A 24,223-nucleotide genomic window follows, 5' to 3' on the forward strand; every position below is an offset into this window, starting at 1 on the left:
TACTCGCCGCCTCGCGCCCCCGACGACGGGAGTATCCAGCTGCTACCGCGGGCGCCGCCGTCGACGAGCCCAGCGCCGCCGCATCGGCTGTAGCGACCGTCCGGACCGAACCCCTCGAGCGTCGACGCGTCGCCGCGACGCCGAGGGCCGCGAACCTCATCACCATTCCCGAGGGAGTGGTCACCGACTACCCCGCAGTTGGCCGACGATAACAAAGCCGGAACCCGGTCGAGCGGTGGGCATGTATCGATCGGGAAGCCGACGCGACGCACCGCCGGTCAGCGGGGGTGAGCGACGCTGGGGTCAGTAGTCCTGTCGATCGACGCCGAGCTGGGCTGGGGCCACCACGACCTCGACTCGCCGCCGACCGACCGCGTCGAGGCCGGTCGCCCCGGGTGGCGCGCCTCCCTCGACATCCTCGACGAGCACGACGTCCCCGCGACGTGGGCGGTCGTCGGCCACCTCTTCTTACAGGACTGTGACGGTCGTCACGACGGCCACCCGACGCCCGAGGGGTGGTTCGCCCGGGAGCGGGGCGAGTGGGCGGACCGCCGCGACCTCCGGTTCGCGCCGAACCTGATCGCCGCGGTCGCCGACGCCGACGCCGACCACGAGATCGGGTGTCACACCTTCTCGCACGTCGAGTGCGGCGACCCGCAGACGACCCCCGAGACGGCGCGCGCGGAGCTCGTGGCGTCGCTGGAGGCCGCGGCGTCGGCGTCCGTCGAGCCGGCGATGACGTCGGTCGTGTTCCCGCGTAACTGGGTCGGCCACCGGGACGTGCTCGCGCGGTCGGGGTTCACCTGCTACCGGGGCACCGACCCGAACGCCGACGCGCTCGGCCCCGACGCGCTCAGGAAGGCGGCGCTCGTCACCGGGGCGACGCCGCCGCTCGTCGAGCCGTCGGTCGACGAGTTCGGCCTCGTGGACGTGCCGGCGTCGCTGTACCTCTTCGGCTTCGAGGGGGCGGCGCGCCGCCTCTGCGAGCTGGTGTGGCGAGACCCGATCGTCGCCGCCGCTCGGCGGGGGATCGACGCGGCCGCGCGAAGCGACGGCGTGTTCCACCTGTGGTACCATCCGAACAACCTCGTCACGGACGACGACGTCGCGCGGCTCCGAGCGGTCGTCGAACACATCGATCGGCGTCGGGCCGACGGCGGAATCGAGGTGGAAACGATGGCCGACGTGGCGCGCCGAGTGCGGAGCGAGACCGACGCGGGGCGGCGAGTACGAACCGAGGTCGGCGCGGGGCAGCGATCTCGGCCCGAGACCGACGCGGAGTGAGGGGCGACGCCGACGCGATGGGCACAGCGCCGGTGGCGGGCAGTGCGCCGGCGGCGGTCAGAACGTGTTCCGCTCGGCGAGACCCAGCGACCAGTCCTCGGGCTCGTCCAACCGCGCGCCGCCGAGCTCCCACGCCGGGTCGTCGGTCCCGTCGAAGAGCCGCGAGATGAGGACCGTCGGCGTCGTCACCGCGGACAGGGGCAGGTCGTCGTCCGGCAGGAAGCCGTACGCGCCCGCGAGGTCGTCGGGAACCGCCGAGCGGCTCGCGACCACCACGTCGGCGTCGGCGTGATCGGCCGCGATCCGCGGGAGGATCGCCGCGAGCCCCCGGCGACGGTCCTCCCCGCCCGTCAGCGGAACGACGTCGGTCACCGCCGCGGTCGCCGTCTCCCCCTCGTCGCTTCGGCCGACGACCGCTCCGGCGATCGGGTCCGCCCGCTCGGCGGTCCGAGCGACGTAGGCCTCGTACTCCCAGTCCGGGCGGTCGAACCGCCAGCGGTAGAACCGCTCGTCGCGGAGCGCGTGGATCCCGTCGGGAACGTCCCGCTCGTACAGGTTGGAGAGCGTCCCGGCCGGCACGGCGCGGTGCCGGATCACGGTCACGTCGTCCGGCGGAGACGTCCGTCGGCTCCAGAGGAACTGTCCGAGTCGGACGAGCGGCGAGAGCGCCCCGCCGACTCGAGGGGGCGTCCCGGAGCCGAGGGTCTCGGGATCGTGGACCCGGTACGACGTCGCGAGCCGTCCGACCTCGCGGCAGCCGAGCTTCAGGTACCCGGGCCGCGAGAGCGCGTTCGGGATGCTAAAGGTGAGCACGTCCTCGTCGACGTCGCCGTAGTAGTCGAACGACCGCTGGGTCATGCGGGTGAACAGCCCCTTCCGCTGGTGGTCCGGGTGGACCATCGTGTCGCCGGTCTGGAGCCCCAGAGCGGTCCCGTCCCCCACCCGAAGTCGGAACGCCATGTACGGTCGCGCTCCCACCATCTCCCCGTCGCGCTCCGCGACGAACATCGGCACGTGGGCCACGTACGGGTTGTCGGGGTACTTCCACCGGAACCACTCCTCGGTCCCCCCGCCGAACACCTCGTCGTACAGCCGGAGGAACCCCTCTCTGTCCGTCGGCTCGTAGAGCCGGATCGAGTACTCGTCGTCGCTCGACATCGTTCTCGGTCCGGCGTCGAAGGGGTTTGTTATGGGTAGGCTTCGGCCGGTCGCCCGATCGCCTCAACCGGCGCCTCTCCAATAGTTCTTATTCTTACTATTTGTTTGATTAGTTTTTATTGTGAAACCTTTATACACCCGAGAACATCCCCGTCAGCGCCGAACCTCGACGAATCCCCTCTCATCGGGTCCGCGTTTCGACGGAATCGGTCAGACGAGGGCCTCGACTGTCGGGCGTCGTATACCCTCCCTACCGACTCCACGTCGAGGCTCCGGCCCGCCGATCGATTCGGATCGCCGGTCGGAAACCCGTGGATAACCCCGTTTTGGCTCTTGCGTCGGCAGAATCTATCCGAACTCCGTGTGGAACGAGCGCCGGCCGACGGCCTACTCCGGCGAGCATCCAGGCGGTCCGTGCCGCTCGACTGCGCTTTACTCCCCGACTCCCTCGAAAAACATCATAAATATATACAGTATACGTGTCGTATACTTCACGTCCGAGGCCGACCGTCGCGTTCCGTTTCGGCCCCGAGCGCGTGCCGGAGAGCGGTCGCCGCGAGACGCGGTCTGACGGCGGGGCTGCGTCGTTCGAGCCCGCCGAGCGCCCGGGTCTCGCTCGCCGGGAACGAACCGCCGTCAGGCCGGACATAACAAATACCTGATCGTCGGTAGCCCACCTGTATGAGCGACGCACTGCTCGAGAGCGACGTGCTCGTCTTCGGCGTCGACGCCCTCTGTGAGGAGGTGCTCTCTCGGCTGCCGCCCGGCGCGACCCCGACGATCGACCGACTGATCGGGGAGGGGGCGAGCGGGCCGCTGGAGTCGCAGCTCCCGCCGTGGACCCCGAGCGCGTGGCCGTCGATCTACACCGGGGTGAACCCGGGGAAACACGGGGTGTTCGGGTTTCTCCGGTTCGAGGGGTACGACTGGGACGTGGTGAACGCGACGGACGTCCGCGAACACGCGGTCTGGGAGCTACTCTCGGACCACGGGCGCCGGAGCGTCGTCGTCAACGTCCCGGTCACCCACCCGCCCGGCGAGTTCGACGGGGCGCTGATCCCCGGCTACGTCGCGCCGGCCGACCCCGCCTGTCACCCCGAGGGGCTCCTCTCGGAGGTCCGCGACGCGATCGGGGGCTACCGGCTGTACAACGAGCAGCTGGTCGAAGGCGCTACGCGCGACGAGCGGGTCGACGGCTACGAGGAGCTCGTCGGCATGCGCGGACGGGCGTTCCGCTACCTCCTCGGCCGCGAGCGGCCGGACTTCGGCTTCCTCCAGTTCCAGCAGAGCGACACGGTGTTCCACGAGTTCCCCGACGACGACGAGGCCGTCGAGCGCGTCTACCGCGCGATCGACGACGAGATCGCGGCGACGCTGGACGCGACCGACCCGGACGTCACGCTCCTCGTGAGCGACCACGGGATCGGCCCGATCGGCGACGTGGAGTTCCGACCGAACGCCTACCTGCGCGACCGCGGGGACGTCCGCACGTCGGCGACCGCCGAGAAACCGTCCTGGTCGCAGCTCTCCCGCGAGCGGCTCCGGACGAGCGGCGAGGGCGACGGTGACGACGACGGCGCTTCCGCCTCGCTCGCGCTCGCCGAGCGCGTCCTGTCGGGACTGGCGCGCGTCGGGCTCACCAGCCAGCGGATCGGCGCGGCGCTCGGAGCGGTCGGCCTCGAAGACGCGGTCGCCAGGATCGTCCCGTCCGATCTGGTCCGCGCGGGCTCCGAACACGTCTCGTTCGCGGACTCGCGGGTGTACATGCGAGACCGCATCGAGCTCGGACTGCGGATCAACAAGGCCGGTCGCGAGCCCGAGGGGAAGGTCGAGACGTCGGCGTACGAGGCCCTTCGGGAGTCGCTCGTCGACGAGTTGGCCGCGCTGTCGGCTCCCGACGGCGAGCCGGTGTTCGACGACGTGCTCGCCCGCGAGGAGGTGTACGACGGTCCCCACGTAGAGGAGGCGCCGGATCTGCTCCTCGTTCCGCGGGAGTTCGACGTCTTCCTCTCGGCGACCGTTCGGGAGGACGCGTTCGGTCCCGCACAGGAGTCTTGGAGCCACAAACTCCACGGCATCGCCGCGGTCGCGGGGGACGACATCCCGCCGCTCGACCTTCAGGGAGCCCACCTGTACGACGTCGCGCCGACCGTCCTGTCCGCGCTCGGCGTCCCCGTCAGCGACCGGATGGACGGCTCCGCCCTGCCGGTCGTCGAAGAGCTGGGACGCGAGTCGCCGCCCCCGTACGAGGGCGGCAGCGAACGGACCGACGACGCGGACGTCGAAGACCGGCTGTCGAACCTGGGGTACCTCGAATGAGCGTGAACGTCCGGCAGATCAGCGATCCCGAACGGTGGAACGAGCTTCAGGAGCTGGCCCCCGAGGCGACCCCGTTTCACCGGTTCGAGGCGCTGCGGGAGATGGCGCGCCACTCAGGCGGAGAGCTGACGCCGTTCGCGGGCTTTTACGAGGGAGATCCGGTCGGCCTGTTCCCCGTGTTCGAACGGCGGTACGGCCCGATACGAACCGCGTTCTCGCCGCCGCCCGACCTGAAGGTGAGCTACCTCGGGCCGGCGCTGCTCGACCCCGGCCGTCGCTCGCAGGTGGAGCGACTTCGGACGCGGTTCGTCGACGCCGTCGAGGAGCGCCTCCGGGAGCGCGGCGTCGCGTACGCGCACGTCCGCTCGACGCCGGCGTACGACGACCCGCGACCGTTCGTCTGGAACGGGTACGAGGCCAGGCCCCGATTCACGTACGTCGTCGACCTCGACCAGTCGGAGGAGGACCTGTTTCGGTCGTTCAGCGGCGACTTGCGCGAGAACATCCGAGACGGTCGAGACCGGGACGTCGCGGTCGAGCGCGGGGGCGTCGACGCGATCGATCCGATCTTCGACCGGCTCCACGCGCGCCACGAGGAACAGGGGATCCGCTTCCCGGTGTCGGCGGAGTTCGCGCGCGACCTGTACCGGGCGCTCCCGGACGGGACGATGCGCACCTACGTCTGCCGCAGCGACGGTAGGGCGGTCGGCGGACAGATCACCTTAGAGGACGACCGGCACGTGTACGCCTGGCAGGGCGTCGGCGACCACGACGCCGACGTCGCGGTGAACGACCACCTCGACTGGCACGTGATGCGGGAGGCGATGGACCGGGGGGTACCGCGGTACGACCTCGTGGGGGCGAACAACCAGCGACTCTGTAACTACAAGGCCAAGTTCGCGCCCGACGTCCGAGAGTACTTCGCGTTAGAGCGGAGCTCGACCGTCCTCGATATGCTGAAGCGCGGTTACCGGTGGATCGACGCTCGACGGGAGTGAACGCGTTCCGCCGTCCGACTACTCGGCGCCCTCGGCGTCGTTGCGCGCGACGTAGTACGGGCGCCGCTCGAAGTAGCGGAACGGCCGCCGGCGCTCGCCGACGTACTCGACGAACGAGAATCCCCTCCGGTCGAGCTGGCGCTTCGTGCGCCACGGACTGGAGACGTACAGCGGCAGTCCCCACTCGCGCCCGTCAACCTTGTACCGCGAGCGGAGCCGCCGCCAGTTGCCGTTCTCGACGTACAGGTTCCGGATGTGGCCGCGGTCGAGCAGGAGGGCCGGGAGGTTGTACAGGCAGTTGTGCGTGCTGAACGCGAACGTCCCGTCCGGCTCGAGCACCCGCTCGATCTCGTCGAGCGCCTCGAACCGGCCGGCTTCCGGCTGGATCATGTCGATCCCGCAGTAAGAGAACAGGACGTGCGCGAACCGGTCGTCGTCGAAGTCGAGGTCGCGAACGTCCCCGACCCGGACGTCGAGCCCCGGGTAGCGCCGGTTCGTCTCGCCGACCATCTCCTCGCTGACGTCGATCCCGATCACGTCGAAGCCGCGCGCGGTGAGGGGATACGTCGTCCGCCCCGCGCCGCAGCCGACGTCGAGGACCGTCCCCGCGTCCGGGTCGAAGTGCCGGTCGAGGACTCGCTCTTCGACCACCGAGAGCCCTTCCTCGGCCGCACGCCCGTACCGCTCGACGGCCTCTTCCGAGGAGTACACCGCCTCGGTCTGCGAGCCGGCGTCGCCCCGCGACCGATCGGAGTGTGACATGATACCGTCTCGATCGGGCCGCCACCCTCATTGTATCGGGGTTAATACCCGCCGACCGCCCGAGGTACCTCGCGGTTACCGCTGGCCGTGGCTACCGGACGACCGGCTTCCGACCGCATCCGATCGCTTCGAGCGACGTTACGGCGTTTCCGCGACGGTGAGCGTACCGGTGCCCCGAACGGTGACGCGGTAGTCGTCGAACGGGATCGAGACGGCGGCTCCCGGCGGGCCGCTCCGGACGCACCGATCGAGGGCGTCCGGGTCGATGACGTCGTTGACGCGCGGAACGAGCTCCGTCGGATCCACGTCGGCGACCTCGGCCACCGCCTCGACGACGGCGACGGCGACCTCCGTCTCACCGTCGTACTCGAAGCGGTGCCCCCCGTCGAACGGCGGCTCGGCGGAAATGTGATTTTCTGCTGGAATGTCTCGGTGTGCCACTGTTAACCCACCGACTCTGAGGAGTGGAGGAGTAAAAGCCGATCGGTTTCGGAACCGATCTTCACGGAGGGCCGCTCGCCCGACACGATTTGAACGGAGCCCGGTGAGAACGCACCGAACGAAGTCAGGCGAGCACCCGTCGGACGAGGCTAGGTGAGCACCCGCCGGATCCGCCCGACGTCGAGCAGGCCGCCCAGCGCGGCGAGCGTTCCCCACACGGCGACTCCGACGCCGACGACGAGGAACAGCGTCACCAGGCCCGTCACGCGCGGGACCAGCAGCCGGACGACGGCGCCCATCACCGCGGCGACGCCGACGACCCCCGCGAGGAGGCGGCCGATGGAGGCGAGGTCGAGGTCGAGCTCGTCGTGGATGATGTAGACGTTCGTGAGCGTGTACACGGTGTACGTGGCGACGGTCGCGACGGCGGCGCCGACCACCCCGATCGCGGGGATCAACGCGAGGTTCAGTAGGAAGTTCGCGACGGCGGTCGCCGTCTTCACGATCGCCCGGGACCGGGCGCGACCGAGGTAGTCGAGCCCGTCGCTGGTCACCTTGTTGATCGCGTTCATCAGCATGAACCCCGCGAGCACCTGAAGCACCGGTGCCGCCTCGGCGTACGCCGACCCGAACACGTGCGTCACCGTCGGCTCCGCGACCAGCACGAGCCCGACGGTCGCGGGGACGTACAACAGGAGCACGTGGCGGAGCGAGGCCTCGTACACCTGCCGCGCCCGGCCCGCGTCCTCGCCCGCGTGCTGCTCGCCGACGGCGGGCGAGATCGTGTACCCCAGCGACGTGGCCGGGATCGACGCGAACTGCGAGACCTGCTTCGAGATCGTGTAATACCCCACCGGAACGGGGCCGAGAAAGAGCCCGACCAACACCGTGTCGATGCGCTTGTCGAGCACGTTCGCGCCCCGCGTCGCGGTGAGCGGAACGCTGTATTCGAGGATCCGTCGGCGGAGCCCCTCCGCGACGCGCTCCGCGGACGGGAGCGTCCTGTACGAGAGCCGGTAGAACGCGACGGCCCCGACGGCGCTCGCGACGGCGAACCCGACGAGGTAGCCCGCGAGCGCGCCGACCGCTCCGAGCCCGGCGAGCACGAGGAGGATCGCCGAAACGAGGCGGACGGTACCGGAGAGCGCCACGAGGCGGCCGCTCCAGTCGACGCGGTTTGTCGCCTGAAACAGCCGGCTGAACGTCTTGAAAAGCGAGTTCCCGAGGACGTAGCCGAAGCCGAGGACGAGCAGCGGCACCAGCGCGGGCTCGTTCGCCGCGTCCGCAATGAGGGGGCTCGCGACCGCCAGGACCGCGCCGACGACCACCGAGAGTCCGAGGATGGCTGTCACCCCGAACCGGATCACGTAGCGCACTTGCTCGGGGTCGGTCTCGGTCAGTTCGGTCACGTAGCGCGCGGCCGACGAAGGGAGCCCGAGCGTCCCGAGGATGGCGACGACGCCGATGATGGACAGCGCGTAGTGGAGCAGTCCGAACTCGGCGGGCGACAGCAGGTACCGAGCGAGCAGGATCATCAACACGCCGTTCGCGAGGGCGTCGACGACGCCCGCACCCAGCGTCGCCTTCAGGCCGCTGGCGATGCGGTCCGACAGCGACACGTCTACGCCTCCGTCCCGCTGGCTCCCGGCGAGACGGGAGCGCGGATGCTGACGCGAGCCATTCGCCCACGAGTTCCCCGGTGACCGGTTTGTTATGGCGCGCGTACCGGGCCCGAGTCTCGCTCGTCGGTCGAACGGCGAGATATCGGGGGTCTCGGTGCGGGGTAAGCGCCGCTTATCGCTTCGCAGCGCGATCGACCCTTCCGGATCGGAACAGAAAGCATCTCCTACCCGACATCGACTGCGCGCCAGCGGTTCCGGCGGGAACGCCGATTGTGTCCGTCAGATATCCAGCGAAAAGAGGCCATTCACAGGTATCTCGCAACTAAGTGGCACCTAAGTAAGTCGGAATTACCGTCGGCCCCAACGAAGTCACAAAAACGCTCTTTGAGTTAATCCTGTCCTACCCGGTATGGCAAACGGCCATGACGACGACGACACGAATCGATTCGGATTCAAACGGCGGTCGTACCTCGGACTGGTGGGGACGGCAGTCGGGGTGGCGGCCGTCGCCGGCGGGACGGCGGCACAGAGCGCGGACGACGTCGTCGACCTCGGGGCGCAGGGCCTCTCCGAGGGCGACGTGATCGACGATTACCTCGAGGAGTACTTCGAGGACGGCGTCGAGGTCCGCATCCCGGCGGGCGAGTACGTCTACGACGGCTCCGGGTTCGGCGGCAGCCGGACCGACGCTGCTGTGGTCGGACAGGGCGAGGTCATCCTCGCCAACGAGGCGGGCGCGTACCAGGAGACGATCGAGGCGACCGACGGCACGGTCGCGATCCGCAACATCACGCTCCGGGGGAAGTCCGGACCGGAGAAGACGCGGTTCCGCCTGGAGGCGGAGAGCAGCGGTCGCGTCCTGATCGACAACTTCAACCTCCCCGACGGGGTCGTCGAGGGCGGCGACTCCCGCGGGTTCTACGTGCCGTCGGGCCACGCCGGCGTGGTCGAGATTCGGAACTGCTACATCGCGAACACCTCCAACAACGGTATCTACGCGAGCTCGCCCGGCAAAGGCGAGGACGGACAGGTGATCGTCGAGAACTGTTTCGTCCACAACAACAACATCGCGGGGATCCGACTCGGGTCCTCCGACAGCGTCGCGCGCAACTGCCTCGTGCTGAACGACGGCGCGCCGCCGGAACAGTCCGACGGCGGCACCAACATGCGGGGAATCCGCGTGAGCGACGTGGGCGAGGACATCGTCATCGAGGACTGCGAGGTCGTCCACTCCTACGACGGCGCCGGCGGACCGATCGAGCTCCACGACGACGCGGAGGGCGGCACCGGCACCATCCGGAACGTCCTCATCCGCAACGAGAGCGACATCGACGCCATAAACGAGAAGGGCGACACGGCGGAGGGATGGTCGGCCGAGAACGTCTCGATCACCGGCGGCGGCAACCTGGAGTACCCCCCGGAGCTGGAGGACGGCGTCTGCGTCGGCGACGACTGCGCGGTGCCGACCGGTGAGGATCCCCAGGCGGCGGGCGGGGCCGACGGCGGGACCGACGACGGGACGACCGACGAGGAACCGGTCGACGACGGCTCGTCCGGCGACGGCGGGACCGACGATACGACTGACGAGGAGTCGGTCGACGACGGCCCGAGCCTCGGGACCGGCGGGACCGAGCTCACGATCACCGCCAACAACTCCGACGGCGTCGACTACGAGTTCACGACGACCGGCGCGATCGAGCCCCTGTACGAGCGGGACACGTACAACGCGAACCTCGCGGCGCCCGTCGACGAGGCGGTCGAGAACGACGACGGCACCTGGACCGCGAGCGGCTCCATCGGCGGCGGCAGCACCAGCGGCGACTCCTTCCGGTACGAGGGCGCGATGACCGACTTCTCCGCGGAAGGCGCCGTCGACCAGATGGCCCTCATCGCGGACGGACAGGAAGTGACGCAGGCGGACCTGCTAGCGGTCGACGAAGAGCCAGCCGACGAAGAGCCGGCCGACGAAGAGCCGGTCGACGACGGCTCGTCCGGTGACGGCGCAGGCGACGACGGCGCGACCGACGACGACTCCGCCGGCGGCGCCGCGAACTGGAAGACGGCCGTCTTCGACGGCACCGCGGCCGACACGATCACGGCCTACAGCTTCCGCGTGACGGGAGAGGTCGTCCGCGACGACGCGATCAGCACCGACCCCGACGGCGCCGAGTGGGACGAGGTCGACGACATCGAGGACCTCGTCGACGACGACTCCGTGAGCGGGGTCCTCGGGAAGGGCATCGACGGCTACCGCTACACCGGGAACCTCGTCGAACTCGACTTCGACGGCGCCGCGGCCGTCACGATCGACGACTACTGAGATGCCCGTGAGCCTCGCGGACCGGTGGGATCGGGCGACGCTCGACCCGGATCCGATCCGCGATCTCGGGTACGAGATCGCCGAGTGGGAGGCCCGGTGGGTGACCCACCGAGGCGGCGACCGGCTTGTCCTCGTCCCGGCGGACGAGGACGACTTCGAACGGGACGCCTACATCGTCGCCGACGCGGCGGCGGTCCGCGACCCGCTCGAACACGCCTGAGAGTCGGGCGGCGCCGCGCCCGCTCAGCCGCCGTCGCCCTCGTCGGGCGGCTCTGCTTCGGTGATCCGGTAGAGCTCCATCCCGCCGTTCTGCTGGATGCGAGCGATCCGATCGTGGCGGTCGAGACGCTCGAACCCCGACCTGGGGAACCGCAACTCGTCGTAGAGGACGACCTCCTGAAGCACGTCGCCCTCTTGGACGACGAGGTACCGGTCCTCGTCGAACGCCGACGGGAGCCCGGCCCTGAACTGCTCCCCGGTCACCCCGCCGTCGAGCAGGGCGAGGTCCGGGTCGGTCTCGCCGGCGTTCCGCCCGTAGTAGGCGTCGACGTATCGCCCTTCGCCGCCGCGGAGACCGAGTAACGGCGTCTCGCCGTCGTGGTGCTCGAAGAGCACCTCGTGGCCGGAGAGGTCGGCCGCGGTCACCTGCTTGTTCGACTGGTACATGTACGGCGACGCGTGGACCGCGACCAGCTGGCCGGTGAGCAGCACCGCGAGCACCGCCACCACCACGGCGAGCCGCTTCGCGGGGAGCCCGCCGCCGGCCAGCCGCCCCGCCCCGTCGGCGATTCGCCGCACAGGCCCGCCGACCGCCGGCGAGGCGACCTCGGTGTTCGCGCGCCGGATCAGCGACGCCAGTCCGACCCCGCCGACGACGGTCACCAGCGCGGAGATGAACCCGAGGAACCGGAAGTAGTGGTCCCCTTGGTCGGCCAGGAAGATCACCACGAACAGCCCCAAGGGCGGGACGGTGCCGATCGCGAGCAGCGGAACGAGCGCGTTCCGCGGCGAGTCGGACGACCGGACCACGTGGTACACCACGACCGCCGCGGCGAGGAAACAGAAGAGCGTCGTGACCCCGAACAGCTTGACGAACAGTTCGGGGACGCTCCCGCCGATAGCGGCGAGCGACTCGCTGCGCGTCTGCGTTCCGTCGCCCGTCGTGACGCCGGCCGTGAGGAGCCCGGTGACGACGTACTCGATCCGACCGACCGCGCGGCCGTGTTGGGTGATCCACGCGACGAGCCCGACCGCGAACACGACCGCGTGGACCCCGAGCGGCCGGTACCGCGCGACCGTTCCGTCGGGCGCGAACCAGTGCCCGAGGCCGACGACGACCGCGAGCGCCCCCACCAGCGAGAGGTACGTCATCGTCTCCTGCGGGTGGATGAACAGCAGGCCGATGCCGCCGAGCGCCAGCGCCACGCCCCACGGCGTCAGGAGCGGAAAGTCCTCGTCGTCGTCGGTGAGGTAGCGGAGCGTGAGCAGGAGCACGAACGGCGCGAAGAGGATCGCCTGACTCGACGGGTGTTGGACGAGGTGGACGCTGACCTCGTTGATCGGGAGCAACAGCAGTCCGGCCACGAGCCCGACCGGGACGGCCCACCGGGACTCGGTGAGCGCGCCGACGCAGAGCGGGATCGCCGTGACGTACACGAGGGGGAACACCAGCTCCGGGACGTACTGTAGCGTCAGCGTGAGGTCGAGCCCGGTGAGCTCGCCGAGGAAGATCCCGACGAGGTGCGTGCCCGGGTAGACGATGCCCGCCGGGTTGAGCGCGCCGGACCGGATCTCGCGCGCCCAGCCGAGGTGCGAGAGCGAGTCGCCCGCGCCGTAGAACGCGTACGAGCGCAGTATCGGGATCGCGGTGACCGCGAGCAGGCACCCGGCCCCGAGCAGCAGCGCGCCGTCGACCAGTCGCCGCGAGTCGGTGCCGAACAGCACCGAGAGGGCCGCGACGCCCGCCACGGCGATACCGAGCCAGAACGCGACCGGCGTCGCCCGGTAGATCGAGAGCTCGTACCCGGTGGCCGGCGACGCGTGCGCGGCGACGATCGCGGCCGTGAACGCGAGGAACCCGAGGGTCAACACGCCCTTGAACGTCGGTGATGGGGAAGTGCCTGACATGGTGCTCCCGCCGCGGGACGGAACGGGGAGACGACGGGACGACCCAGCCTTTGTTATGGGTCGGCTTCGGCGGTAGGAGGCCTCTGGGCGGGCGGTCGAGCCCGAGACGACTCAGGCGACCGCGTCCGGGACCCCGTGGTCAGGTGCCCCCGCCCGGCGGCGCGCAGCAGGGGGTCACGCCGGCGACGGCGCGTCCGGCTCCGCCGACGAGACGTCCGAAAGGACCGCGTACGTCACGCCGAGGGCGACCCCGTACGCGACGTGTCCCGCCATGCTCGTGGGGTCGACGTTCGGCACCGCGGGCGCTCCGGCGAACCCCACCGCACCGAGCCAGACCGGCATGACGACGGCTCCGAGGATCACCCAGAGGACGAGTCCGTAGGTGAGTCCGACGAGCCCGCCGCCGCGGTTGGTGTCGAACTGGGCCCGGAGCCTCGCGGTGTCGGTGACCGCGGCGAAGGCGACCCCCAAGACGACGGCGTGGCTCATGTGGAGCGTCCACCCGATGACCCCGGCCTCCGGGCCGAGCCCGTACAGGGCCGGAATCGCCGTGTGGATCACGCCCGGAGACGACACCGAGAGCAGCACCCCGAACAGGAGTCCGCCCACGAGCCCGCCGATCGCGCCACGTTTCCACCCGACCATCCCGGGTGTCGATTCGATTGCTCGGTCTCTGTCGGTCGTCGTTTCGGTACTCATGCCTGTGTACTAAGCACGCTGTCGACTTCGTTATGTACCTCAATGCCGGCGGTGTGACTCGCCGTACTCGTCTCTCTCCCACGGCCCGACGCGGCGTTCCCTCCGGGATCGCGCGAAACGGGCAGGCTACTCGTTTCTCGCCCGGTGAGACCGACGAACCGACCGTCCGCGATACGCGGTCGTCCCGAAACGGCGGCGCGGCGGGAGTCGCCGTAGCCGTCGTGGACCCGATCCGGACACTGCCCGCCGGAACCGTCTCCGTCACCGATGTTGCGGCGGTGGGAGCTCGCAGACGGCGCGAGCGACGCGTCCGTGCCGCCTCGGTCGGCGGGTACCAACCGGGCGGCACCGACGGGCAGCGCGGTCGGTGGTAGCGCTTGTACTGACCGCCCGGCCCAGTTGGATTGGGTGTAGGGGGGGAACTGAGGCCGAGCGGTCACACGTCCGTTCGACGGACCCTCACTTCGTTACGCGGTGATTACCGATTCCGGCCGCCGGCGGGGCGGTCACTCCGCCTCGGAGCGGGTCCAGTGGTATCCCGCCAGCCCGAGGATCGACAGGAGGGCGGCGGCGAGCGGGACCGCCGCCGCGCCGGTACCGACTCCCCACGCGAAGAGAAACGCGGCGAGGCCGCCGCCCGAGAGCGCGCAGTAGTACGCCGGCCAGTGCCGCGTCGCGTCGGAACGGTCCTCCTCTTCGAGGTACGCGACGAACGCGTCGGCCGCCGACCCGCGCTCGACGGTGCCCCGGTTTTTGTCGAACTCGATCGCGTCCGCGTCGTCCATCCTCGGGAGGTGACACTGGTAGAGTCCGACGTAGACGCGCTTTCGTTCCTGGGCGTTGAGCGCGTTCGGCGGCTTGTCGTTCTCGATCCCCCCGATGCGTTCCGCGAGATCGCTCAGCGTCGTCTGGCCGTTCTCCTCTTCGATCGCCTCCATCACCAGCCGCCGTCGCTGGTTCCGGAGCACGTCGAAGATCACGTCGAGCGAGACTCGCTGTGAGTTATCTCCCTCGGTCGACTCCGCGGCGGGCTCCGAGCCCGGTTGTTGCGAACGGTCCGTCTGGTCCTGCCGGTCAGCTGTCTCTGTAACACTCATTGATAATCGATGGGTCCGTCGTGTGTGTTCTGCTGAGGGTTCGCCGCGGATGTACGGTCTCCCGGCCGGTGCCGCTCGGCGGCGGACCCCCCGGTCCGACGAGGCGTCCGAGCCCGGGCTCGCGGTCTCCGTCCCTCTCCGATCGTTGTGCCCGCTATTTCGGTCCTCATAGTGTGTCCCGTGGAACGTTACGCGTCCCGTTCGAGCGACGGACGACGGCCAAACGTGTCGGGCCGCCGTCCGGAATCCACGTCGCTAATACTGACACGAGTAATTAAAACCCGCAGATGCTTTCGACGCCGTCCACGTCGGTATGCGTCTGTTACCGCCCGGTCGGGCGGAGTGGGCCGCGAGACGGCGACCGGCCGCAGTTCCCTTCCGCCGGTATCGTGCGCCCGCAGCGAGCGGCTCCGTAACGGCCGGCTACGCGACGACCGACCGGTTCCGATCGCGTCGCCGACGGACGAGCGCTCCCGTCGCGGCCGGGGCTCACGGACACCCTCTCGACCGGGAATCGGGACCGAGAGAGGGACCGAGCGGCTGCGTCGCCGCGTCGGTCGACGAGCGGCGCCCGCCGACGAGCGCGCGACAGGCCGAGTATAACAAAGCCCGGACGCCGGTCCCCTCGTCGCATGAGCGAGACACCGTGCTCGACCGATCTCGCGCCGCTCTCGACCGAGTTCGCGCTCGTGGCGGCGGCGGGCCGGGCGGAGCGCGCACGGAACGGCGCCGGCGCGTGGCGGTCGTGGGGCCACCGATGAACGGCAACGCCTCGCCGAGCGGACGTAGCCGCCGACTCGGGTGCCTCGCGATCGCGGTGTGTATTGCGCTCGCGGCGGTCACGGGAGCCGTCGCCGCCGATACCGAAGCGGCACGGAACGGACAGCCGACGGCCGCGCTCGATGCTCCGGCCGTCGCGCAGGTCCAAGAGAACGAGTCGTATCGGGTCGAGCAGGGCGACGACACCTTCACCGTCGACTCGATCCGGGGCGGCTCGCAGACGGCCGCGGCGTTTTACGACTACCGCTCGGAGTTCGGCGATCCCCCGGGCAGCGCCTACAGCTCGTACGGAACCGTCGAATACCAGCGCGACGACACGAGTACCCTGTTCCTGTACGAGGGGTCCGACGGCCTCAGCCTCGTCGTCGTTCACGACAGGTACGCCGGCAACGAGAGCGGAACGACCGGCGGGACCGCATCGTTCGACGTCAGCGGACTCCCGACGACCGGGGAGTGGACGGTCGAGGACGACGACTACTCGGGCCAGCGAGACCGGTTCGACCACGGCGGATCGGAGAGTCAGCTCGACTGGGTCTGGCAGGAGGAGCGCACGGACGGCGCGGTGTTCACCGGCGTCGAGAGCGACTCCGTGATCACGATCGATCCGCGGTTCAACGACGCGGCCCGCCTCGACCCCCGGACGCCCGGTGAGAACGGGACGATCACCGAGTGGGAGCTGGTGACGGCCACCCCCGGCGGGACCTCCCGCATCGAACTGGCGAGCCTCGATGGGCCCGTGACGGTCCGCGGGCCGGACGCGCCGCAGCAGTCACCGCCGACTCCGAACGCGAGCCTGACGGTCGATCCGTCGTCGCCGGCGGTCGGCGAGACCGTCGTCCTCGACGCGTCCGGGACCGAGAGCGTGCGCCAGATCGCCGAGTACCGGTGGGACCTCACCGGCGACGGCCAGACCGACGAGACGACAGACGAGCCGTCGATCGAGACGACGTTCTCCGCGGCCGGCGCGACGGCCCTCTCGGTGACGGCCGTCGACGTCGCAGGGAGGGCGGACACGGCGAGCGTCACGGTCGACGTCCGCCCCGGACCGCTGGAAGCGGTCATCGATGCCTCGGACGGGTCGTTCGACGTCGGTGAGGAGGTCGCGTTCGACGGCTCGGCGTCGACCGGCGCCCCGGAGACCTACGAGTGGGAGTTCGGCGACGGCACCAACGCGACCGGCGCGACCGTCGAGCACGTCTACGCCGAGCCCGGCACGTACACGGTCGCGCTGACGGTCGCGAACGCGACCGACGCCACGGACACCGCCGAGACGAGCGTCACCGTGGAGTCGCTGGCGCCGATCGCGAGCCTGACCGCCGATCCGCCCTCGCCGGTGATCGGCGAGACCGTGCTCCTCGACGCGTCCGACACCGAGAGTCAGCGATCGATCGACGAGTACCGATGGGACCTCTCCGGTGACGGTCAGATCGACGAGACGACCGACGAGCCGACGATCGAGACGGCGTTCTCGGCGCCCGGCGCGGTTACGGTCTCGGTGACGGCCGTCGACGACGCCGGCGCGTCCGACGCGGCGAACGCCACGGTCGACGTCCGCTCCGGACCGCCGGAGGCCGTCGTCGACGCGTCGGACGAGTCGGTCGACGTCGGAGACGAGGTCGCGTTCGACGGCTCCGAGTCGGTCGGTGCGCCCGTGACGTACGAGTGGGACTTCGGCGACGGCGCGGGCGCGGCGGGGACGACCGTGGAGCACGACTACGCCGAGCCCGGCACGTACACGGTCGCGCTGACGGTCGCGAACGCGACCAATGCCACGGACACGGCGACGACGACGGTGGAGGTGGAGGCGCCGGAGCCCGAGGCGGAGCTGTCGGCGCCCGAGGCCGCGGTCGTCGGCGACCCGGTCGAGCTCGACGCGAGCGACTCGACGGCGTACGGCGACGCGACCTACACCTGGAGCGTCGACGGAGAGACGGTGGGAGAGACGGCGGCGCCGGAGACGGAGGTCACGTTCGAGGCGGTCGGAGAGGTCCAGACCGAGGTCACCGTGACGGACGGGCTGAACCGAACGGACACCGACGACGACGAGACCGATGTACAGTACGGAGTCGACGCCGCCGCAGCGGCGAACCCGACGACCGTCGAGCCGAACGGATCGGTCGCCTTCGACGCGGCGGGATCCACGCTCGACGGGACGAGCCTGCGTAACGCGACCGCGGACTGGGAGTTCGGCGACGGCGAGACGGCGACCGGCCGGACCGTGACGCACGCGTACGGCGAGCCGGGCACGTACGACGCGACCGTCACGGTCTCCGCACCGGATCACGTGGCGGACGAGGCGACCGTCGAAGTCACCGTTACCGATCCCGGTGACGGCGGCGATGGGGGCGACGGCGGAGACGGTGGTGACGGCGGAGACGGTGGTGACGGCGGAGACGGCGGAGACGGTGGTGACGGCGGAGACGGCGGAGACGGTGGTGACGGCGGAGACGGCGGAGATGGAGGCAACGGCGGCGGTGGCGGCGGTGGCGGTGGCGGCGGTGGCGGCGGTGGTGGTGGTGGCGGTGGCGGCGGGGGCGGCGGTGCCGCTCCCGCGCCGTCGGGCCCCGTCACGGCCACCGTTACGAACGGCAACGGGTCGATCGCGCGGCTGACGGCGAGCGACGTGGACGCCGGACGGCCCGTCGAGGCCGACCTCGAAGCCGGGGACCCGGTGCGGCTGGAGGCGATGGTCATCGAGACCGCCGAGCGGCGCGACTCGTTCGAGGCGTCGCTCCACCGGCCCGCGGACGGCGTTCCGCCCGGCGCGCTCCCGCGGGCCGAGACCGCCTTCGAACTCCGCTCGAACGCCGAGATAGCGTCGGTCGCGTACAGGTTCGACGTCGACCGCGACGCGGTGGCGGAGGTCGGTGTCCCGCCGGACGCGCTCACGGTGTTCCGGGCGACCGGGAGCGGCTGGGAACCGACGGACACCGAGACCCGGATCGACGGGGGCGACGTGACCGTCGAGGCGACCGTCGACGCGAGCGGCGACGGAACGGGGCCGCTGGTCGTCGGCGTCGGCGCCGACGCGCCCGTGGTGTGGGTCAGCGAGGTGCGGGCCGACGACGCCGTCGTCGACCGGCCGTTCGAGGCGACCGTGGTCATCGAAAACGGCGGGACGGCCGCGGGCGAGATCACCGTTCCGGTCACGCTGAAAGGCACCCGGGTCGCGACGGTCGAGCGGTCGGTCGAAGCGGGGAGTCGGGTCAACGCCACGGTGACCCTCACCCACGGGACGAGCGAGGCCGTCACGGTCGGCGCCGGGGAAGCCGAGACGGAGGTTCGCGTCCGCGACCCGACGACCGACACCGCGGTGACCGGCGTGACGGTGAGCGACGAGGCGATAGCGACCGGCAACGCGACGACGGTCACCCTCGCCGTTCGCAACGACGGGACCGTTCCCGACGACTACCGCGTCGCGTTCGAGATCGACGGGACGGTCGCCGGCGCCGAGACCGTCACCGTTCCGCCGGGCGAGACGGTTCGGGTCGCGTTCGAACAGCGGTTCGAGACCCCCGGCACCTACCGCGTCGGATCCGGGAACCGAACGGCGACGATCGCGGTCGGCGACGGGTCGGAGCGGTCGCCCGGCGGGAACGGCACCGGCGGCGAGGGCGGCGGCGAGACCGAGGACGGGGCGCCCGGATTCACCCCCACGACCGCGCTGCTCGCGCTGCTCGCCGCCGCGCTGCTCGCGCGCCGCCGTCGCGCCGCCCGGTAAGCCCTCCGCGATCCGGGGCCCGGACGGTCCGCCCGGCCGCCGCCCGTTCGACGCGGGGAACGGTCTTGCCGCTGGACGGCGTAGTGACGGACGTAGCCCCATGCCAGACCTCGTATTCCAGCTGTCCGACCCGACCGCCGCGGACCCGTCGGTGGCCGGCGGGAAGGGGGCGGCCCTCGCCCGGCTCCGTTCGCTCGGGTTTCCCGTCCCTGACGGCCGTATCGTCGCGACGGAGGCGTACCGTCAACTCGTCGAGTCACCCGAGATAGAGCCGCTGATCGCCGACCTCGCCGACGCCGCGGAGGGGGAGACGGACGAGCGCGAGGACCTCGCCGCGACGCTTCGCGAGGCCGTCCGGTCGCTGTCGCTACCGCCGCCGGTGACCGACGCGCTCGCCGCGCTCCCTCCCGGTCAGTACGCCGTCCGCTCGTCGGCGACGAACGAGGACCTCCCGCAGGCGTCGTTCGCCGGACAGTACGACTCCTATCTCGGCGTCGAGGGGACCGACGCCCTCGCGGACGCCGTCCTGCGCTGCTTCGCGAGCACCTTCACCGACCGCGCCGTCGCGTACCGCGCTCGGAACGGCGTCTCGACGGCCTCGACGCGGATGGCGGTGGCCGTCCAGCGCATGGTCGAGCCGGACGCGTCCGGGATCGCGTTCACCGCGGACCCGATATCCGGCGACCGGACGGTGTCCGTCGTCGAGGCGGGGCCGGGACGAGGGGACGCGCAGGTGTCCGGGACGGCGACGGCCGACACGGTCCGGTTCGACGCAGACGCCGGCGAGACGCTCTCGTATGCGGTCGGAGACGGTCGCTCCGAACGCGTGCTCACCGACGGCGACGTGCGCGCGCTGGTCGCGATCGCCGCCCGCATCGCGGCCGCTCTCGGCCGCCCGCAGGACGTGGAGTGGGCGATCCGCGACGGGGAGATACACGTGCTCCAGTCGCGGCCGATAACCGCCCTCTTCCCCGTCCCCGAACCCCGACCGACCGACGACCGGACGCACGTCTACTACAGCTTCGGCCACCGGCAGGGGATGCCCGAGGCGATGCCGCCGCTCGCGCTCGACGTCTGGCGCCGGCTGACCGACCGGGTCGGGGAGTCGTTCGGCCTCAGAGTGCGGTTCACGGCGGCCGCGGGCGGTCGGCTCTACCTCGATCTGACGCCGTTCCTCCGGAGCCCGCGCCTCCGAGAACGCCTCCTAGAGAACTTCGCCGCCGTCGACGAGCCGGCCGGCGACGCGCTCCGGACGCTGTTGGCGGAGCGTCCCGACGAGTTCCCGGCGTCCGCCCCGTCGATCGGCGGGTACTGGCGGGCGGCCCGCTCCGCGACCCGCGTCGCGCCGTTCCTCGCGCGGGCGCTCCGGGGCATGCCGCGGGCGCTGTGCTGCTCCGACCCGGCGGCGACGCCGGAGCGGGTCAAAGAGACGTACGACGCCCGCGTCGAGCGCGCCGCGCGGACCGTCCGAGGGGCGGAGACCCCCGCCGCCCGCGTCGAAGCGGCGCATCGAGCGATCCGCGACGCGTTCGACTGGCTCCTCGACCCCTTCTACGGGCCGTTCCTCGCGGCGATGCTCTCCGGGTTTCTACTGCGCCGGCTCCGTCCCGGACACCGCGAGCACGTCGACGCGCTCGCGCTGGGGATCGAGGCCGACGCGGTCTATCGGATGACGATGTCCATCGGCGACTTGGCCGACGTCGCGCGGGAGACTCCGGCCGTCGCGGCCGCGATCCGGGACGGCGCGACGCGTGAGGAACTCGCCGACCGCGTCGACGCGGCGGCGTTTCTCGACGCGCTCGACGAGTTCCTCGACGAGTACGGGTTCAGGGCCGTCGGCGAGATCGATCCGAGTCGCCCCCGCTACCGGGAGGACCCGACCCCGATCCTGAACGCCGTCGCCGGGCGGCTCGAAACCGCCGGCGGCGAGCACCGGGAGCGAACGGCGGCGCTCGGATCGCGGGCGCGGCGGGCGCGGCGGGCCCTGCTCCGCGAGTCACCCCCCTTCATCCGACCGATCGTGGGGCGCCTCGCGTCGGTGTACCGCGGGAACCTCGGGATCCGCGAACACCCGAAGTTCGCGCTGTCGCGGCTTCTCGATCTGTTCCGGGACGCCGTCCTCGACGCGGGCTCCGAGTTGGAGTCCGCCGGCGCGCTGTCCGACCGGGACGACGTGTGGCTGCTGTCGTACGACGAGCTGCTCGCCGGGCTCGACGATCCGCGGACGCTCGCGGGGATCGGACTCGCCGAGCGGCGCCGCGAGTTCGAGCGGTTCCGAGGGCTGTCCGCGCCGCGGATCGTCACGAGCGACGGCACGGTGCCGCGAGCGCGTCCGGAACGGGAATCCGGGACCGCGCTCACCGGGACGGGCGCGGCCCCGGGGGTCGCAGAGGGGATCGCCCGCGTCGTCACCGACCCCGGGCGCGAGCGACTCGAGCGCGGCGAGGTCCTCGTCGCCCCGTACACCGACCCGGGGTGGACGCCGCTCTTTTTAAACGCCGCCGCGGTCGTCACCGAGGTCGGCGGTCGTCTGACGCACGGCTCGCTGGTCGCCCGCGAGTACGGGATCCCGGCCGTCGTCGCGGTGGCGGACGCGACCGACCGGATCGAGACGGGCGACCGGATTCGCGTCGACGGGACGCGCGGCGTCGTCGAGCGGCTCGATTGACGGCGCTCAGGGCGTCTCCGGCGAATGGCCGCGGTCGGGAAGGAGCGCGAACGACGGCTCGATGTCCCCGAGGACGAGTAGCGCGTGGTACCGGAGGTACGCGACGACGGGCACCTGAACGAGCAGCCAGCAGACCAGCACCGCCAGCCCGAACAGGAGCGCGAGCGCGGCGAGAACGGCGAGTCCGGCGGACGACGACAGCGAGACCGTCACGCTCGCGACCCCGACGGCGAGCAGCGCCGGCACGAGGAACACGAGGGCGACGAGCCCCACCAGGACCGACGCGACGACGCTCGCCCCGACCGTCAGCAGGAACGCGACCGCGACGTACGCCAGGTACTGTCGCCACGCCGTTCGGACCGATCCCCAGAGCCGCCGCCACGCGGCGAGGACGCCGACCTCCGCGCGGACCATGATCGGAACGACGAACACGGTGGTCAGGCCGGACACGAGCGAGTACACCACGGCGACGACGACCACCACGGGCAGCCCGATCAGGAACACCGCAGACGGGGCGGCGACCTCGCGGCCGGCGAGGAGGGGGACGACGAGGAGCCCGACCCAGCCGACGAACAGCGCGATCACGGGGAGTCCGATCGCGACCCGGAATCCGAACAGACGGACGCCCTGTCGCCAGCGGCGGCGCCAGTACCGTCGGATCGACACCTCGCCGCTCCGGAGCGACTCGATCAGCACGAACTCCAGGACCGCCCCGATCAGCGCGACGCCGACGGCGAGGAGCAGTCCGGCGACGGCGACCGCGGCGACGATCGCGACGGCGTCGGCGGGCACCTCCGACGGGAGTTCGCCCGCGGGCGGCGTCCCCGACGGCGCCGACGTCCCGAACTCCGTCGTCGGGAGGCTCACCCCGCTCCCCACGAAGAACACGACGAACACGAGCTTCAGCCACTGCCGGACGTCGAGCGGGGTCAGGAACTCCCGGGTGACGTCGAAGGCTTCCTCCAGGTCTTCGAGCGCGTAAAGCGGCATGCGTCGGGCGACTCGACGCGGCCAATTAGCCCTTCCGGTGCCCGGAGACGGTCCGATCGGAGCGCTGGCAGCCTCGCTTCGGCGGTCGCAACGGTAATGACACGGCTACCGACCCGGTCGAGGCCGGGAGGCCGGGTCGCCGGAGACTATGGTCATGATAACAAACCGTCCCGACCGTCACCGCGAGACGAAACGCACCAAGCCGGAGCTTCACATGACTGATACGGACACCACCCGGGAACGAGGCGTCGTCGCGGGCGCCGCGACCCGAAGGCGTCGTCGATCCGAGGCGCGGGAGCGACGGCGTTCCGCCGGGCGTGCGGGCCTCGCCGGGCTCCCACCGCGGTCCGCGCTCGACGTCGCCGCGGAGCGCCTCCGCCTCCGCGAACGCGCGAACCGACTCGGTGACGACGGCGGGCGGCCCCGTCGCGCCGACAGCGGGGGGGAGCCGTGAGCGACGACTGGGACCAGATCGGATTCGTCATCAGCTCGCAGTACCGACTCACGGTGCTCGATCGGCTGTCAGAGAGCCCCGCGACTCCGTCGCAGATCGCGAGCGACGAGAGCGTCGGCATCGCTTCCGTCTCGCACGCGCTCTCGAGTCTCCGCGAGCGGGGGCTGGTGGATCTCCTCGTCTCCGAGGACCGCCGGAAGGGACGCGTCTACGGGATCACGGAGGACGGCGCCGACATCTGGGCGGAGATCACTCGGCAGGGACTGGCAGACGACCCGGATCAGGCCTGAAGCGTTCGAAGTCGACCGCGTTTTCGGAATTGACCCTTCACCCGCCTCAGCCGACGAGTTCGGCCTCGGTGATGTTGTCCCAGAGCCGTCGCCCCTTCTCTGTCAGACGGTACTGTCGGTTGACGTGTTGCGACTCGGGAACGGTCAGCTCGACGATCGACCGGTCGTGGAGCCGACCGACGGCCCGCGAGACGTGCGAGGTCGCGAACTCGGCCTCGCTCGCGATCTCGGTCGGCGTCGCCGGTTCGTCCGCGAGTTCGTCCATGACGGCGACTCTGTACTGAGAGCTGATAACGTAGCTCACTTCGTCCCAGTTGTCGGTCATCACCGGAGGCGAACACGCGTCCGGACTTTATTATAACCTGAATAGCGGCCGTCCCGAGTCCGGCGGCTGCGACGCGTCAGCGCCTTCTCAAGGCCGGTAGCGCGTACGGTCGCGCTACCGATCCGACGTCTCGGGCTCCGCCGTCGCGAACTCGTACCGATCCTCGGG

At 70.8% G+C, this 24,223-nt stretch carries 20 protein-coding genes; 10 read left to right on the forward strand and 10 right to left on the reverse strand.

Annotated elements, in window-relative coordinates:
- Nucleotides 1-303: 303 nt before the first annotated feature.
- Nucleotides 304-462 (reverse strand): hypothetical protein, encoded by a 159-nt coding sequence (locus DVK07_RS23725; RefSeq protein WP_233565502.1) that lies wholly within the window; start codon nt 460-462, stop codon nt 304-306.
- On the opposite strand from DVK07_RS23725, the gene DVK07_RS17250 reads away from it, so the two are divergent.
- Entirely contained in the window at nt 415-1,284 is an 870-nt protein-coding gene (locus tag DVK07_RS17250) for a polysaccharide deacetylase family protein (protein ID WP_233565505.1), read from the forward strand. The genes DVK07_RS23725 and DVK07_RS17250 overlap by 48 nt on opposite strands.
- 57 nt (nt 1,285-1,341) lie before the next feature.
- Here DVK07_RS17250 and DVK07_RS17255 read toward each other — a convergent pair whose 3' ends face one another.
- Nucleotides 1,342-2,442 (reverse strand): GNAT family N-acetyltransferase, encoded by a 1,101-nt coding sequence (locus DVK07_RS17255; RefSeq protein ID WP_121598180.1) that lies wholly within the window; start codon nt 2,440-2,442, stop codon nt 1,342-1,344.
- Between the two features lie 681 nt (nt 2,443-3,123).
- Between DVK07_RS17255 and DVK07_RS17260 the strand changes: the two genes are divergently transcribed.
- Nucleotides 3,124-4,761, forward strand: coding sequence for an alkaline phosphatase family protein (locus DVK07_RS17260; protein ID WP_121598181.1), 1,638 nt, complete (start codon nt 3,124-3,126; stop codon nt 4,759-4,761).
- Nucleotides 4,758-5,759 carry a GNAT family N-acetyltransferase gene (locus DVK07_RS17265; RefSeq protein WP_121598182.1) on the forward strand — a complete coding sequence of 334 codons (1,002 nt, stop codon included), beginning with the start codon at nt 4,758-4,760 and terminating at the stop codon, nt 5,757-5,759. Before DVK07_RS17260 ends, DVK07_RS17265 begins: the two co-directional genes overlap by 4 nt.
- A gap of 18 nt (nt 5,760-5,777) precedes the next feature.
- On the opposite strand, the gene DVK07_RS17270 is transcribed toward DVK07_RS17265, so the two are convergent.
- The 3 genes from DVK07_RS17270 to DVK07_RS17280 form a co-directional block, all read right to left on the reverse strand.
- On the reverse strand, nt 5,778-6,521 hold the full coding sequence (locus DVK07_RS17270; protein WP_121598183.1) for a bifunctional 2-polyprenyl-6-hydroxyphenol methylase/3-demethylubiquinol 3-O-methyltransferase UbiG: 744 nt from the start codon (nt 6,519-6,521) through the stop codon (nt 5,778-5,780).
- Nucleotides 6,522-6,659: 138 nt separating this feature from the next.
- Nucleotides 6,660-6,962: a HalOD1 output domain-containing protein gene (locus tag DVK07_RS17275; protein WP_121598184.1), complete on the reverse strand. Its 303-nt coding sequence runs from the start codon at nt 6,960-6,962 to the stop codon at nt 6,660-6,662.
- A 149-nt stretch (nt 6,963-7,111) separates the two neighbouring features.
- Nucleotides 7,112-8,581, reverse strand: a complete 1,470-nt coding sequence (locus DVK07_RS17280; RefSeq protein ID WP_121598185.1) for an oligosaccharide flippase family protein — start codon at nt 8,579-8,581, stop codon at nt 7,112-7,114.
- 412 nt (nt 8,582-8,993) lie between these two features.
- Between DVK07_RS17280 and DVK07_RS17285 the strand changes: the two genes are divergently transcribed.
- Together DVK07_RS17285 and DVK07_RS17290 are read left to right on the forward strand one after the other, a co-directional pair.
- On the forward strand, nt 8,994-10,904 hold the full coding sequence (locus DVK07_RS17285; RefSeq protein WP_158603175.1) for a right-handed parallel beta-helix repeat-containing protein: 1,911 nt from the start codon (nt 8,994-8,996) through the stop codon (nt 10,902-10,904).
- Nucleotide 10,905: 1 nt separating this feature from the next.
- Entirely contained in the window at nt 10,906-11,124 is a 219-nt protein-coding gene (locus DVK07_RS17290; protein ID WP_121598187.1) for a hypothetical protein, read from the forward strand.
- A 23-nt stretch (nt 11,125-11,147) separates the two neighbouring features.
- Here DVK07_RS17290 and DVK07_RS17295 read toward each other — a convergent pair whose 3' ends face one another.
- The 3 genes from DVK07_RS17295 to DVK07_RS17305 form a co-directional block, all read right to left on the reverse strand.
- Nucleotides 11,148-13,031, reverse strand: a complete 1,884-nt coding sequence (locus DVK07_RS17295; RefSeq protein ID WP_147441199.1) for a hypothetical protein — start codon at nt 13,029-13,031, stop codon at nt 11,148-11,150.
- Between the two features lie 174 nt (nt 13,032-13,205).
- Complete coding sequence (locus DVK07_RS17300; protein ID WP_121598189.1) at nt 13,206-13,730, reverse strand: histidine kinase; 525 nt, start codon at nt 13,728-13,730, stop codon at nt 13,206-13,208.
- Nucleotides 13,731-14,236: 506 nt separating this feature from the next.
- Entirely contained in the window at nt 14,237-14,827 is a 591-nt protein-coding gene (locus DVK07_RS17305; RefSeq protein WP_121598190.1) for a hypothetical protein, read from the reverse strand.
- Nucleotides 14,828-15,459: 632 nt separating this feature from the next.
- Here DVK07_RS17305 and DVK07_RS24230 point away from each other — a divergent pair.
- From DVK07_RS24230 to DVK07_RS17315, 3 genes are all read left to right on the forward strand, one after another.
- Nucleotides 15,460-15,588 (forward strand): hypothetical protein, encoded by a 129-nt coding sequence (locus DVK07_RS24230; RefSeq protein WP_255410494.1) that lies wholly within the window; start codon nt 15,460-15,462, stop codon nt 15,586-15,588.
- Nucleotides 15,585-19,328 carry a PKD domain-containing protein gene (locus DVK07_RS17310; protein WP_121598191.1) on the forward strand — a complete coding sequence of 1,248 codons (3,744 nt, stop codon included), beginning with the start codon at nt 15,585-15,587 and terminating at the stop codon, nt 19,326-19,328. Before DVK07_RS24230 ends, DVK07_RS17310 begins: the two co-directional genes overlap by 4 nt.
- A 100-nt stretch (nt 19,329-19,428) precedes the next feature.
- Complete coding sequence (locus DVK07_RS17315; protein ID WP_121598192.1) at nt 19,429-21,996, forward strand: PEP/pyruvate-binding domain-containing protein; 2,568 nt, start codon at nt 19,429-19,431, stop codon at nt 21,994-21,996.
- 6 nt (nt 21,997-22,002) lie between these two features.
- Here DVK07_RS17315 and DVK07_RS17320 read toward each other — a convergent pair whose 3' ends face one another.
- A complete protein-coding gene (locus DVK07_RS17320) occupies nt 22,003-22,986 on the reverse strand; it encodes a hypothetical protein (RefSeq protein WP_121598193.1) in 984 nt (327 codons plus the stop codon).
- Nucleotides 22,987-23,200: 214 nt separating this feature from the next.
- On the opposite strand from DVK07_RS17320, the gene DVK07_RS17325 reads away from it, so the two are divergent.
- Nucleotides 23,201-23,440: a hypothetical protein gene (locus tag DVK07_RS17325; protein WP_147441200.1), complete on the forward strand. Its 240-nt coding sequence runs from the start codon at nt 23,201-23,203 to the stop codon at nt 23,438-23,440.
- Nucleotides 23,437-23,730: a winged helix-turn-helix domain-containing protein gene (locus DVK07_RS17330; protein ID WP_121598195.1), complete on the forward strand. Its 294-nt coding sequence runs from the start codon at nt 23,437-23,439 to the stop codon at nt 23,728-23,730. The genes DVK07_RS17325 and DVK07_RS17330 overlap by 4 nt, the downstream gene beginning before the upstream one ends.
- Nucleotides 23,731-23,776: 46 nt before the next feature.
- Here the strand turns inward: DVK07_RS17330 and DVK07_RS17335 are convergent, their stop codons facing one another.
- Nucleotides 23,777-24,055 (reverse strand): ArsR family transcriptional regulator, encoded by a 279-nt coding sequence (locus DVK07_RS17335; protein ID WP_121598196.1) that lies wholly within the window; start codon nt 24,053-24,055, stop codon nt 23,777-23,779.
- Between the last annotated feature and the right edge of the window lie 168 nt (nt 24,056-24,223).

Source organism: Halorubrum sp. Atlit-26R, from assembly GCF_003666015.1.
Lineage (GTDB): Archaea > Halobacteriota > Halobacteria > Halobacteriales > Haloferacaceae > Halorubrum.

What these genes read in the sequence shown, in the direction of transcription:
- DVK07_RS17255 (WP_121598180.1), bottom strand. Translation starts at nt 2,442, where the DNA reads ATGTCGAGCGACGACGAGTACTCGATCCGGCTCTACGAGCCGACGGAC.
- DVK07_RS17260 (WP_121598181.1), top strand. Translation starts at nt 3,124, where the DNA reads ATGAGCGACGCACTGCTCGAGAGCGACGTGCTCGTCTTCGGCGTCGAC.
- DVK07_RS17265 (WP_121598182.1), top strand. Translation starts at nt 4,758, where the DNA reads ATGAGCGTGAACGTCCGGCAGATCAGCGATCCCGAACGGTGGAACGAG.
- DVK07_RS17270 (WP_121598183.1), bottom strand. Translation starts at nt 6,521, where the DNA reads ATGTCACACTCCGATCGGTCGCGGGGCGACGCCGGCTCGCAGACCGAG.
- DVK07_RS17285 (WP_158603175.1), top strand. Translation starts at nt 8,994, where the DNA reads ATGGCAAACGGCCATGACGACGACGACACGAATCGATTCGGATTCAAA.
- DVK07_RS17290 (WP_121598187.1), top strand. Translation starts at nt 10,906, where the DNA reads ATGCCCGTGAGCCTCGCGGACCGGTGGGATCGGGCGACGCTCGACCCG.
- DVK07_RS17295 (WP_147441199.1), bottom strand. Translation starts at nt 13,031, where the DNA reads ATGTCAGGCACTTCCCCATCACCGACGTTCAAGGGCGTGTTGACCCTC.
- DVK07_RS17300 (WP_121598189.1), bottom strand. Translation starts at nt 13,730, where the DNA reads ATGAGTACCGAAACGACGACCGACAGAGACCGAGCAATCGAATCGACA.
- DVK07_RS17305 (WP_121598190.1), bottom strand. Translation starts at nt 14,827, where the DNA reads ATGAGTGTTACAGAGACAGCTGACCGGCAGGACCAGACGGACCGTTCG.
- DVK07_RS24230 (WP_255410494.1), top strand. Translation starts at nt 15,460, where the DNA reads ATGAGCGAGACACCGTGCTCGACCGATCTCGCGCCGCTCTCGACCGAG.
- DVK07_RS17310 (WP_121598191.1), top strand. Translation starts at nt 15,585, where the DNA reads ATGAACGGCAACGCCTCGCCGAGCGGACGTAGCCGCCGACTCGGGTGC.
- DVK07_RS17315 (WP_121598192.1), top strand. Translation starts at nt 19,429, where the DNA reads ATGCCAGACCTCGTATTCCAGCTGTCCGACCCGACCGCCGCGGACCCG.
- DVK07_RS17320 (WP_121598193.1), bottom strand. Translation starts at nt 22,986, where the DNA reads ATGCCGCTTTACGCGCTCGAAGACCTGGAGGAAGCCTTCGACGTCACC.
- DVK07_RS17325 (WP_147441200.1), top strand. Translation starts at nt 23,201, where the DNA reads ATGACTGATACGGACACCACCCGGGAACGAGGCGTCGTCGCGGGCGCC.
- DVK07_RS17335 (WP_121598196.1), bottom strand. Translation starts at nt 24,055, where the DNA reads ATGACCGACAACTGGGACGAAGTGAGCTACGTTATCAGCTCTCAGTAC.